The 11545-nt window shown below is 66.8% G+C and carries 14 protein-coding genes and 1 pseudogene; 7 read left to right on the forward strand and 8 right to left on the reverse strand.

Going from position 1 to position 11545, the window contains the following annotated elements; translation table 11 throughout:
• Window positions 1-3 precede the first annotated feature (3 nt).
• Window positions 4-495 (reverse strand): MarR family winged helix-turn-helix transcriptional regulator, encoded by a 492-nt coding sequence (locus FCH28_RS12980; protein ID WP_136740036.1) that lies wholly within the window; start codon window positions 493-495, stop codon window positions 4-6.
• Window positions 496-623: 128 nt separating this feature from the next.
• Here FCH28_RS12980 and FCH28_RS12985 point away from each other — a divergent pair, with 128 nt between their 5' ends.
• Window positions 624-1367 (forward strand): dienelactone hydrolase family protein, encoded by a 744-nt coding sequence (locus FCH28_RS12985; protein WP_136740590.1) that lies wholly within the window; start codon window positions 624-626, stop codon window positions 1365-1367.
• A gap of 110 nt (window positions 1368-1477) precedes the next feature.
• Complete coding sequence (locus FCH28_RS12990; RefSeq protein WP_136740037.1) at window positions 1478-2125, forward strand: class I SAM-dependent methyltransferase; 648 nt, start codon at window positions 1478-1480, stop codon at window positions 2123-2125.
• A 146-nt stretch (window positions 2126-2271) separates the two neighbouring features.
• Here the strand turns inward: FCH28_RS12990 and FCH28_RS12995 are convergent, their stop codons facing one another.
• The 5 genes from FCH28_RS12995 to FCH28_RS13015 form a co-directional block, all read right to left on the reverse strand.
• Entirely contained in the window at window positions 2272-2646 is a 375-nt protein-coding gene (locus FCH28_RS12995; RefSeq protein WP_136740038.1) for a VOC family protein, read from the reverse strand.
• Between the two features lie 258 nt (window positions 2647-2904).
• Window positions 2905-3717: an inositol monophosphatase family protein gene (locus tag FCH28_RS13000; RefSeq protein WP_136740039.1), complete on the reverse strand. Its 813-nt coding sequence runs from the start codon at window positions 3715-3717 to the stop codon at window positions 2905-2907.
• Window positions 3714-3875 carry a class I SAM-dependent methyltransferase gene (locus tag FCH28_RS13005; protein ID WP_136740040.1) on the reverse strand — a complete coding sequence of 54 codons (162 nt, stop codon included), beginning with the start codon at window positions 3873-3875 and terminating at the stop codon, window positions 3714-3716. Before FCH28_RS13005 ends, FCH28_RS13000 begins: the two co-directional genes overlap by 4 nt.
• Before the next feature lie 30 nt (window positions 3876-3905).
• Window positions 3906-4922, reverse strand: coding sequence for a HEAT repeat domain-containing protein (locus FCH28_RS13010; protein WP_136740041.1), 1017 nt, complete (start codon window positions 4920-4922; stop codon window positions 3906-3908).
• A gap of 6 nt (window positions 4923-4928) precedes the next feature.
• Window positions 4929-5597 carry a HEAT repeat domain-containing protein gene (locus FCH28_RS13015; RefSeq protein WP_136740042.1) on the reverse strand — a complete coding sequence of 223 codons (669 nt, stop codon included), beginning with the start codon at window positions 5595-5597 and terminating at the stop codon, window positions 4929-4931.
• A 286-nt stretch (window positions 5598-5883) separates the two neighbouring features.
• Between FCH28_RS13015 and FCH28_RS13020 the strand changes: the two genes are divergently transcribed.
• Genes FCH28_RS13020 through FCH28_RS13035 form a run of 4 tightly spaced genes read left to right on the forward strand, consistent with a single transcriptional unit; the run spans window position 5884 to window position 9272 of the window.
• On the forward strand, window positions 5884-6438 hold the full coding sequence (locus FCH28_RS13020) for a hypothetical protein (protein WP_136740043.1): 555 nt from the start codon (window positions 5884-5886) through the stop codon (window positions 6436-6438).
• Entirely contained in the window at window positions 6435-7340 is a 906-nt protein-coding gene (gene bufB / locus FCH28_RS13025) for an MNIO family bufferin maturase (RefSeq protein ID WP_222852415.1), read from the forward strand. Before FCH28_RS13020 ends, bufB begins: the two co-directional genes overlap by 4 nt.
• On the forward strand, window positions 7333-7992 hold the full coding sequence (locus FCH28_RS13030) for an HvfC/BufC N-terminal domain-containing protein (protein WP_136740044.1): 660 nt from the start codon (window positions 7333-7335) through the stop codon (window positions 7990-7992). The genes bufB and FCH28_RS13030 overlap by 8 nt, the downstream gene beginning before the upstream one ends.
• A 35-nt stretch (window positions 7993-8027) precedes the next feature.
• Window positions 8028-9272, forward strand: a complete 1245-nt coding sequence (locus FCH28_RS13035; protein WP_136740045.1) for a ferritin-like domain-containing protein — start codon at window positions 8028-8030, stop codon at window positions 9270-9272.
• Window positions 9273-9351: 79 nt separating this feature from the next.
• On the opposite strand, the gene FCH28_RS13040 is transcribed toward FCH28_RS13035, so the two are convergent.
• Both FCH28_RS13040 and FCH28_RS38080 read right to left on the reverse strand, forming a co-directional pair.
• The gene (locus FCH28_RS13040; RefSeq protein ID WP_136740046.1) at window positions 9352-10677 is read right to left on the reverse strand and encodes a PP2C family protein-serine/threonine phosphatase; all 1326 of its coding nucleotides are present in this window, start codon (window positions 10675-10677) and stop codon (window positions 9352-9354) included.
• Window positions 10677-10838: a hypothetical protein gene (locus tag FCH28_RS38080; RefSeq protein ID WP_169314139.1), complete on the reverse strand. Its 162-nt coding sequence runs from the start codon at window positions 10836-10838 to the stop codon at window positions 10677-10679. Before FCH28_RS38080 ends, FCH28_RS13040 begins: the two co-directional genes overlap by 1 nt.
• Before the next feature lie 309 nt (window positions 10839-11147).
• On the opposite strand from FCH28_RS38080, the pseudogene FCH28_RS40055 reads away from it, so the two are divergent.
• Window positions 11148-11543, forward strand: a pseudogene (locus FCH28_RS40055) (AAA family ATPase); the annotation flags it as partial.
• Window positions 11544-11545 lie beyond the last annotated feature (2 nt).

Consider the following 11545-nt stretch of genomic DNA (forward strand, 5'->3'; position numbering starts at 1 on the left):
CCACTACGCCGGGTCAGGGGTCCGGGTGTGGTGGTCCAGCAAGCGGGTGAGCAACTGCACGAACTGGCCGCGTTCGGCCGGGCTCAGCGGCGCGAGCAGTTCGTCGTGGAGGTCGTCCAGGACCTTGTCGAGGCGACGTAGGTGACGGCGGCCTCGGGCGGAGATCGTGATGACGTTGCGGCGCCGGTCGTCGGGATCCGGCGCCCGCTCGACGAGGTCACGCTCGGCCAGTTCGTTGAGCACTCCGACCATGTCGCTGCGGTAGATACCGGTGCGCCCGCTCAGCGTCGCCTGACTGCCCGGCCCGAAATCCTGCAGTGAGGCGAGCACGGCGTAGTGCCATTTGCGGGCGTCGACCTGAGCCAACCCCTCGTTGATCAGCCGGTCCGACCGTGCGGTCAGCTGCGACAACAGTCGGCTCGCCCGTCGGCGCAGCCTGTCGGGCGTCTTGGGCGCGCCGTCGTCGGGCAGGTCCGCGGCTTCGGCTCTGGTCATGGCGCCCATCCTACTCATTGCGTTAGTCCGACTAACGATGTACCGTCGCTCCCGCCGAAAACGTTAGTGCCATAAACGTTTGTGCCGTTAACGTTAACTCGGTGAACTCCAAGGAAGGAAGATTCGCTATCCCCACGAAGACGCTGCAGATTCCCACCACGGACGGCCAGGCCGACGCCTTCGCCGCCTTCCCCGACCACGGCGATCGGCACCCAGGGGTGCTGATGTACGCGGACGCCTTCGGCATCCGGCCCGTGCTGCGGGAGATGGCCCGCGAACTGGCCGGGCACGGGTACTACGTACTCGTCCCCAACTTCTTCTACCGGCACGGCCCGGCCCCGGTGATCGAACTTCCCGAGCACATCGGGGAAGAGGACCGGCCGTCGGTCATCGCCCAGGTGATGCCCTTGGTCGAGGCGCACACCACCGAACGCATCCTGAGCGACGCCGACGCCTACCTCAGGTTCCTCACCACCCAGCCCGAGGTCGACGCCGGGCCGGTCGCGGTGACCGGCTACTGCATAGGCGGCCTCCTCGCGATGCGCACCGCCGCTGCCCACCCCGGCCAGGTGGCCGCCGTCGCCGGATTCCACGGTCCTGTCGGTGCAGACGCGGCCGACAGGGACCGCCTCCTCGCCAAGCTCACCGCCCAGGTCCACCTCGGCCACGCCGAAACCGACCTGACGCCCGAGGCCCTCGGCGAGCTCAACCAGGCCATGGACGCCGCGGGTGTCGACTACACCTCCGAGATCTACCCCGGCACCGTCCACGGCTTCACCATGTCGGACACCGACGCCTTCAACCCCGCTGCACTGCAGCTCCACTGGGACCGCCTGCTCCCCCTCCTCGACCGCACCCTGGCCAACAACTGACGCTCCGGCCCGGAAGCCGAGCCCGAAGGCCACGGCTCCGCAGCCCGTAGCTCACGCGAAGATCGTGGTTCTCTCGGCTCGCCTCGGGGCCAGGAACTACTGTCGCGGGCATGGTCGAACACGATGCCCTCAGTACCACCCGCGAGGGCTATGACGCCGCTGCCCTCACCTATGCGCAGCTGTTCCGCGACACGCTGCGTGACAGTCCCCTGGACCGCGGCATCTTGGGTGCCTTCGCCGGGTTCGTAAGTGCGAGTGGGAACGGTCAGGTCGCGGACCTGGGCTGCGGGCCTGGCCACATCACCGCTCATCTGGACGAGTTGGGGCTGGCGGCGTTCGGCGTTGATGCCTCTCCCGCGATGATCGAGTTGGCTCGACAGGCCTATCCGGGCCTGCGGTTCGACGTGGGCTCGATGGCCGCGTTGAACATCGATGACGGCGTGCTGGGCGGCGTACTCTCCCGTTGGTCCATCATCCACACTCCGCCGCAAGAACTCCCCGTCATCCTGGCGGAGTTCCATCGCGTGCTGGCGCCTGGCGGCCACCTTCTGGTCGGCTTTTCGGCAAGCGATGATCCGTCTCACCCGACGCAGGTCTTCGATCACACAGTCGCGCCGGCCTATCGGTGGTGGCCTGATCACCTTGCGGCGATGCTGCGCAAGTCCGGGTTGGCCGAGGTGGCCCGGATGGTTCGCGAGCCTCAGCCCACCGACCGGCGGCAGTTCCAGGAGGTTCAACTGCTCGCCCGTAAGGCCTAGGCAGGGGCTGTCGCAGTCGATGGCTGGTCGAAGTCATGACTGATCGAAGTCGATGACTGGTCGCCGGTGCGGTTGGCCGGCCGGGGTACGAACGGACCGCCTGGCCGGGTGCCGTGTTTCAGGCACCCGGCCAGGTCCTCCCTCGGTTACAGATACGGGCGGGTGATCAGCTCAATCGCATGACCGGCGGGGTCTTTGAAGTACACGCCTCGACCGCCGTGCCCGTTGTTGATCTCGCCGGGGCGGCTCATCTGCGGATCGGCCCAGTGCTCGATGTCGCGGTCACACAGCCGCCGATACGCGCGGTCGAACAGCTCGTCGTCGAGCAGGAACGCGTAGTGCTGCATCTGTATCTCCACCGGCGGCTCGGCGAACTGCAGCAGCACGCCGTCGGCGAGTTGGATGTTGGTGAACGGGCCCCAGGACGGCGCTTCTGAGAGTTCCAACAGCTCTCGGAAGAACTGGGCCGACTCGTTGCGGTCCTTGGAGGCGATGATGGTGTGGTTGAACGTGGCTGTCATTCGGTTGACCTCATTGTTGTTCGACACGGAAAACGGACTCGCGGTGCGCGAGTGCCGGGAGGTCCGCGTGCCGAACTGAGGGGGTGCGTTCTTTGCACCCGCCGTGCGATCAGCCGTCCACCGGGTGGCCAATCTGTGTGTGGCGTATCGCCGGTCCGGTGTTCACGTTGGGTGACTTTACTTGATCGGGTTGGCTATCACAACAGGAGAAGAGTTGTTGTGGGGCGCCGGCGGTAAGGCCGGCGCGGGGGGCGACTTTCAGGTGCCGTGCTGCTGGTTCGGGCTGCGAATCATCGACATCAGCAGCTGGTGGGTTTCGCCGTCGGCGGCCACGACAAGTCCACGGCCTGCCTGTCCGATCGGGGCTCCGTCGATTCCGGTGACCACGCAGCCGGCTGCCCGGCACAAGGCGATGCCGGCGGCGAAATGCACGCTCGCAGACAGGTCGCCGCCGTCCGTGACGTAGGCGGCGCGCTTGCCGGCGGCCACCCAGGCCAGCGCCAAAGTCGTGGACACGACCCGGGGTCGGAACCGTTCGACGAAGTCGGGGTGGGCCAGCAAGTCCACAGCACGGAAGCCGGGTGCGTTGGGGAACGGCAGGTCCAGATTGACATCCACGAGTTGGGTGGCGGGCGTGGGGAGCAGCTGGGCATCGGCACCGTCGTGCCGCACCCAGGCCGTCTCACCGTCGGTGAAGAAGGCCTCGCCGCTGAACGGATCGGCCACCGCCGCCGCACCGCCGCGCAAAGCAACATTGACGGCCACCAGCATGTTGCCGACGGCGTAGTTCAGCGTGCCGCACAAGGGATCCACCAACCACTGGCGCGCTGCGTCAGCGGCACCCTGCTGCCCGGCCTCTTCACCCAGCACAGCGTCATCGGGTCGGGCCACTTGAATGACGCTGAGGATCGCCTTCTCGGCCTCCACATCGGCGGCGGTGGCGAAGTCCCCGGCACCCTTGTCGATGCGGGTGAGCCGCCGGCCGTACATGGTGCGCACGACGTCCGCGCCGGCACACGCCGCAGCTATCGCGACATCGGCATCATCAAGGCTCGCATACGAGTTGATCACGCAGGCAGGATATCGACGGCGTAGTTGAGGCACTGCACTCCCACCGCGATGTCGAAGCGCCGGTCGACGGGCCGCAACTGTCCCACGTCACCGAGCTGGTAGTGCACACCCAGCGGTTCACACTGCACGATCTCCCGCGCTGCGGCGACCACCGCCACCGGGCCAGGAAGCGCCCGGCCAAGTGGCCGCTATCGTGCGTTGCGTAGCTGGAGAACGTATGTCGCAGTGAGTGCAACGGCACGGTCCTCGTCATGTGACAGATCTGCGAGGGCATGTGACGCCGTGGTCCCCGGGATATCCGCGAGCGCCTGTGTCAGCCTTCGACGTGCAGACGCTTCAGTGGTGCCGTGGGCGGTGCCGTGGCCGAGGCAGTCGACGAGCCTGGTAGCGATCTGATCCGCCAACGCGGGATCACGCGCCAACGCACTCAGTGCATCCGCTGCGTCGGCGTCGTTCGTCTCCTCGACGATCATGTCGATGAGCGTGGGGACCGCGTCGGCCACGCCACGTGAACCGAGCTCCAGAGCTGCGTACCTGCGGACCACGATGTCGGAGTTCGTGAGGGCCTCCCGCAGCAGTGCGGTCGCCTCGCCGTCCGGAATCTCGGCGATGGACCGGACGGCACGTTTCCGTACCTCGGCTTCTGGTGAGACGAGGCCCTCCGCCAGCAGTGCCAGTCCGGCAACGCCCGATTGCGCCAGGGCCCATCGAAGGGCTCCGGCGACGTTCGGGTCCGTCTCTCTCAACGCTGCCTCGACCAACGCTTCCACCGGCACCGGAACCTCTTCGACTGAGGACAGGGCCGCGCGCTGGCGCTTCCCGGCGCTCTCCGACCCCAAGGCCTGGAGGAGTGCGGTGATCTGGAGGACGTCCTCCCAGTCGGCCGGTTCCGCGGCACCGATCCGACTGAGTCGTGTGAGCAGCACCGTCTCAGCCGCAATGCGTTCTCGCGTCTGACGGATGAGGTCGTCGACGAGCTCCGAGGGCTTGAAGCCGGGATCATCCAGCGCGCACCCGACGTCACGCAGCGACAGCCCCAATGACCGCAGGCTCTCGATATGGAAGATGCGCCGGATGTCGTCGCTGGAGTACTCCCGATAGCCGGCCTCGGTACGACCCGTTGGCCGCACCAGGCCGAGCGAGTCATAGTGCCTGAGCATGCGGGCGCTGACCCCGGACCGTCGTGCCACATCACCGATCAACACTGCCTGTTACTCCTCCTGGCTGGTCGTGCCGAGGGCCACGATGCGCTTCGCTTCCTCGATCGCAAACTCGAATCCGGCATCCGGGTTGCGCAACAGTCGTTCCGTGGCGATCGCGTGCGTGCGCGGGCGAGGGTGGGGATCCGTCATCGCCGGGCGCAGGATCGGCAAAATCACCTCACCGAGCGCGATCAGCGCACGGCTGAGGCTCAACTGTGTCTCACGCTCGCCGCGCCCGAGCTGCGTCGCCAGCACTCGGGCCAACTCGGCTTCGTCATCCTCAGGTACGAGTACGACCGCCGCTCGCCATGCGCTCCGCGCCACCTCGTCGTCGGCGTCGGTCAGGAGCGCCCGTGTGATCGCCGGCCACGCCCGCCGATCCCCGATCTTCGACAGTGTGTGCAACGCCTGGCTTCGTGCCTGCGCACGTTCCGAGCGGAGTTCGTCGATGAGCTTGGGGACCGTCATTGATGATGAGTGGCGGGTGAGTGCCCACGTGAGCATTTCCCGCCCGTAGAATTCGGGCTCGATCGCGCATCGTTCGATGAGTTTGTCGATGAACCGCGGGTCGGGGGTCGTACCGACCGCCAGCGCTGCCCGCAGCCGTACAGACGAGTTGCTGTTCTCCAGCGCCTGGAGAGCTCGCATCGTGTTCGTGTCCTCTTTCGGCATGGTCATCGGGACCACCTCCTTGGCCACAGTGAAGACCTTGTCACTGTGTCAAGGTCAAGCGGGGCAGGCCGTGGGATGCGCCGGGCACCCGCTCTACCCACCGCCGCCGCCCGGGGACCCGGCCATGCGGGAACTGCTCCGGGTGCGCGCCAGGCGCGGTGAGCAAAATACCCCTTTTCACCCTTGTAGCCGGTTTGCCCTTATCTGCTCGCTGGAAGGCAACCCCGGGTACCCAGATCCGGCAGCCTCCGCACGGAGGCCGGGGACCGAGGAGAGAGGAAGGAGAGCGGACATGAGTGCATCGCAGCCCAACGGCCACAAGCGCTTGAGCGCCAAGGAGGTCTCCCTGCTCATGGAGGGCGGGGAGATCGGCGCCGACAAGCGGGCGGGGGCCCGGGGGGCAACCGCGTACTTCATCGAGCCGGAAAAGCTGCAGAAGGAGGTCGAGCTCCATGTGTGTATGGGGCTGAACTCCTGCAAGGGACACGGCGTCGACGGCACCGGCGACATGGCCGGCATGGGGCAGTGCGCGACCGTCTTCCACGTCTGCCACGGCGATAACGAGTGTCGCGGGCAAGGCGGTTGCGGATACAGCGGCAGCGACGCGGAGCAGGCCAAACCCGGCAATCAGGAGTGCCGCTGGAACGGCAGCTGTGCCAGCCCCATCAATGAGGGGAGGGTGCATGCCGCCGGGCCCTATCGCGGCACGAGCGTCTGGAAACGGGCCCGCAAGATCTTTGAGGAAAGGATGTACGCGGCCGGCAGACCCTTCGGCCCCTCCCCCGGCGAAGGTTTCGCCGACAACATGGTGCCCCGGTACGAAGAGAAGCGGAAGATTCCCAAGTGACCGTGCGCGATGCCCCCGCAGGGGAGCCCGCGCCACGGCGCCCCACCGCGTATCCCTTGCCGGAATGCGACTTGGGGTTCGGCCTCGGGCTGCGCACCCCGCACCTGCGGCACGTGCTGACGCACTGGCCGCAAGTGGACTGGTTCGAGCTCATCTCCGAGAACTTCCTCGACTCGGGCGGATATCCGCGCTACGCGCTCGACCGGATCGCCGAGCGCTATCCGGTGGTCATGCACGGCGTCTCGCTGTCGATCGGCAGCACCGACCCGCTCGACCGCGACTATCTCGGCCGGCTGCGCCACCTGGCCACCGCGACCGGGGCGCGCTGGGTCTCCGACCACATCTGCTGGACGGGGGTGGCCGGGCTCAACACCCACGACCTGCTTCCCGTCCCGTTCACCGAGGAGTCCCTGGCCCATATGGTCCGCCGCGTGCGGACCGTGCAGGACTTCCTGGAACGTCCACTCGTGCTGGAGAACCCCAGCAGTTACGCGGAGTTCACCGGATCGGTGATGAGCGAGTGGGAGTTCGTCTCCCGGCTGGCCGCCGAGTCCGGCTGCGGGCTGCTGCTGGACGTCAACAACGTCTATGTCTCGTCCGTCAACCACGGCTTCGACCCGGAGGCGTACGTACGGGCGCTGCCGCACGACCGTGTGGTGCAGATCCACCTCGCCGGCCACACCCACCTCGGCACCCATGTCGTCGACACCCACGACCAGCCCGTGGCCGATCCGGTGTGGCGGCTGTACCGGCTGGCGACCTCCCTGACGGGGCCGGTCGCCACCCTGCTCGAATGGGACGACCACATCCCGCCCTTCCCCGAACTGCTCGACGAGCTGGCCAAGGCACGCCGGTACACCGGCGCCGCGCGCGACGAGAGGGCGCGGGTGCTCTGTGGCTAGTCCGCCGGTCACCCTGGTCGACACCCAGCGCTGGTTCCAGCGCGCGGTCCTCGACCCCGGTGGACCATCGGATTCCATCGACGAAGTCCTCACCCGCTCCGAGGAGTTGAGCGCACGGCAGCGGCTCGATGTCTACCGGCGCGGCTACCGCCTGCGGCTGCTGGAGACGATGCGCGGGCTGCACCCCGCCCTACGTGTCCTGCTGGGCCCCGACCTCTTCGACGACTTCGCGCTCGACTATCTCGACGCCTACCCGTCCCGCTCGTACACCCTCTTCCAGCTGGACGCCCGGTTCACCGATCATCTCGCCACCCGGCGGCCCGACCGCGACCTGCCGGGCGGCCGGCGCGAGGGCTGGGTGGATGTGATCGTCGACCTCGCCCGCTACGAGCGGGCCTTCGCCGAGGTCTACGACGACCCCGGTCCGGCGACCGCCCCGTTCCTGCGGGTGCTGCGGGTCTGCGCGCCCGTGCACACCTACCACGCCACGGTCCGGCACGGCCTGCCCGCCGAACCGCCCGCACTCGGCCCCGACCCCGTGCACCTGGCCCTCTCCCGGCGTGACTACGCGGTCGTCACGAACGAACTGGAGCCGGACGCCTACCGGTTGCTGTCGTCGCCGCTCGCCGAGGGCCGCCCACCCCGTTCATGACTCTCGTCGAACCCCGTGAGTGAAGGAGCCCCACGATGGCCACCGAAACCCCCGTCAAGGAACTGGTACCGCCGGTCATGGCACTGGCACCGGTGAACCCCGCTGAAGACCTCGACGATCTCGGCCAACTCCAGAACCACCTGATCCAGGCCGCCTACCTGGAGATGTCAACGGTCCCGATGTATCTGTACGCGATGTTCTCGATCGAGACGCGCGGTTACTCCCAGTGGGACCCGGGGATGGGCGCCTTCCGGCTGATCCGCAGCATTGTGGTCGAGGAGATGCTGCACCTGTCTTTGGTCCGGAACCTCCTGGTCGCCATCGGCGGCCGGCAAAAGATCAAGTTCTACAACCAGGACTTCATGCCGAAGTACCCGTCACTCATGCTGCATCGCTGGCCCGAGCTGATGTTGCATCTCGGTCCCTGTACCAAGAAGTTGGTCAAGGACGTCTTCATGGAGTTCGAACTCCCGAAGCAGGATCTGACCACTCTCGAAGCGGTCCCCGACGGCTGGTACCGGACCATCGGCGAGTTCTACGAGGGTGTGGGCAAGCGTCTTGCCGCCCTCGACAAGAGCACCAAGAGTGCTATCTGGAATCGCGACGAAGCGAAGTACCAATACGTGGACGCGTACTGGAACAAGGACGGCGGTGGCGGGCCGGTTCTTGTGCACGACCTCAAGAGCGCACAGGACGCCATGAAAATCATCGTGGAGCAGGGGGAGGGCATCGACCCCAAGAACCCCTCGGTGCCGATCAACCCGCTCAAACCGACTCCCGGACTCGACGAGTTGCCGCACTACACGAAGTTCAAGCGGATCGCCGACGGGGTCGAACCGCTGGGGTTCGTGTACAACCTGCCCACCGACCCGAAAACCGCGTACTACGACGAGGAGACGGAGCCCGAAGCCCATAGCATCAACAACCTGTTCAACGCCGCGTATTGCTACACGATGCACATGCTCGACGTCATCTACGACACGTCGTGGGAGGGCATGGAGGCGAACAAGGAGAGCCTCCGCTACCACTTGGAGCGCACCTTCATCTCGCTCATGCAGGGCGTGCTGGTGACCGTGGCCGAGACCATGGTTGCCAGCCCGCTCAACGTCACCACCACGATTCAGCAGAACGCGGCGCCGACGTTCGAGTTCTACCAGTTGCCGGAGACGGAGAAGAAGGCGCACCTCATCAAGCTGTGCGAGGAGGCCATGCACTACTTCCCGCAGCTCGGCGGCGACAACAGCGCGCTGTGGCTGCTGAACAAGATGCCGGACGTCTGATCCCTGGCATGCGCTGATGGGTCCGCTACGGTCCGGGGCGGACCCATCAGCGTTGTTGCGCCTCGATCGAGTGACCCGATCAGGTGCTGTGCGGGGTGCGCAGGGCGAGGATGGCGATGTCGTCGTGGCCGTCGCTGGGGTGGTTGTCGGCCAGCGCCTGCACGAACTCCTGCAGGGGTAGTGCGGCGTGGGTGATGGCGAGTTCGGCGAGGGCGGTCAGACTCTCGTCGATGGTGTGGTCGGGGTGTTCGATGAGACCGTCGGTGAAGAAGACGACGGTGGCGCCCGCAGGCAGGGGGTGGGTGTGGTCGGGGCGGCCCTCGGCGGTGTTCACACCGAGCGGAAGGCCGGGTTCGGCGTCCAGGTATTCGACTTTCCGACCAGGTGTGATCAGCAGCGGTGGCATGTGGCCTGCGGTGCTCCAGTGCAGTGTCCAGCTGCCCTCGTGGGGTGCGATGAGGGCCAGGCAGGTGGTGGTGACGGGGCTGTCGCCGGTGGCGTTCAGGGTGCGGTCGAGCTGGGCGAGGACAGCACTGGGCGGAGTACGGAGGTCGAAGAGCAGGGCTTGGAGCATGCTCCGGGTGGAGGACATGACAGCGGCCGCGTGCAGGTCGTGGCCGACCACGTCGCCGATGACGACGCCAACCGCACCCTCCGGCAGCTTGATGGCGTCGTACCAGTCCCCGCCCAGAGGGTTGGGCTGAGCCGAGGGCCGGTAGACCGCCGCGGCGGTGAGGGGCCGCAGGTCGGGCAGGGTGGGCAGCAGCAGGCGTTGGAAGGTTTCGGCGCTGTCGCGGAGCTCCGCGAAGAGGCGGGCGTTCTCGATGGCGATGCCGGCGGCGCCGGCGAGCGCGACGACCATGTCCTCGTCGTCGCGGTCGAAGCGACGTCCGTCGTGCCGGTCGGAAAGGTAGAGGTCGCCGTAGATTTGGCCGCGGACGCTGATCGCGACCCCGAGCAGGGTGCGCAGGTGGGGGTGGCCGGGCGGGAAGCCGACGGAGGCCGGATGGGAGAGGATGTCATCGACCCGCAGCGGTTCCGGGTTGCGGATCAGGTGTCCCAGCACACCGAGGCCGTGTGGGAAGTTCACCCCGGCCAGGGCTCCTCGCTCCTGCTCGGACATGCCGACGGGGATGAAGTGTTCCAGGTACTCGCCGGACTCGTGCAACACGCCGAGCGCTCCGTAACGGGCGCCTACCAGGCTCATGGCGGTGGTGACGATGCGGTGCAGCACCGCCGTCAGGTCCAACTCCCCACTGATCGCCAGGACTGCGTTCAGCAGGCCATGCAGGCGGTCCTTGGCGACTGCCAGTTCCCGCAGTTCTTCGCTGACCTGGTGCAGCTCGGCGTCCAAACGCTCCACATCGGGAACGCGCGGCTTGTCCGGCTCCTGCCCTTCGGCCATCACGAGCGCCTGGACCGGTGCTCGTTCTCGTTGGCCTGCAACCGGTAGGAGTCGATGCCGGTCTGGTCCAAGGGCCGGGAAAGCAGCTTGCCGCTCATTTTCTCCAGGTCCAGACAGCCGACCCCGCCCAGGCAGCAGAGCAGATCGACCGAGCGGTACATCCCGGCCTCCTGACACGACCGTGATCAAACAAGACCACAGCGTGACACGGCGAAACAGCCCAGCCCCGCCATTGATCCGAGAGCGGCATGTCACACCCCGATTCCCAGTGGTCGGCCTCTCGACCGAATCGCACCCCTTGCCGGCACACGCCTGCGTCCTCCTGCCCAGCGGCGCCGTTCCTGGTCCCACGGGCTCCTGGGACGCTCCAGGACGGGTCGCCCATGGCCCTATCGCGCATACTGGAATGTATGCCGCATATGGCCGGACTCTACGAGCGAAGCGGCGAGCTCAAGGTCTTGCGGGGTGCGATGGATGCGACCCTCGGCGGCCATGGAGAAGCCGTGATGATCGAGGGTGCGCCCGGAATCGGTAAAACCAGTCTGCTGGCCGAGGCCAAGCGGCTCGCCGTTTCCGCTGGTTTTCAGGTGGCCAGCGCGCGAGGATCGGAACTCGAGAGCGATTTCCCCTTCGGTGTGGTGCGGCAGCTTTTCGAACCGCTCCTTGCGCGGATGGAAGCGGAAGATCGGCAGCGTATTTTGTCCGGCACCGCCGGCCAGGCGGCGATCGTACTGAGGAGAGTGGTTCCCGAACGTTCCCTGGGCGGCGATTTCTCCATACTTCATGGGCTGTACTGGCTGACTGCGGATATCTGCGAAAGGCAGCCCCTGGCCATTACGGTTGACGATCTGCACTGGTCGGACATCGA

Origin of the sequence: Streptomyces piniterrae, assembly GCF_005048155.1 — a bacterium.
GTDB lineage: Bacteria > Actinomycetota > Actinomycetes > Streptomycetales > Streptomycetaceae > Streptomyces > Streptomyces piniterrae.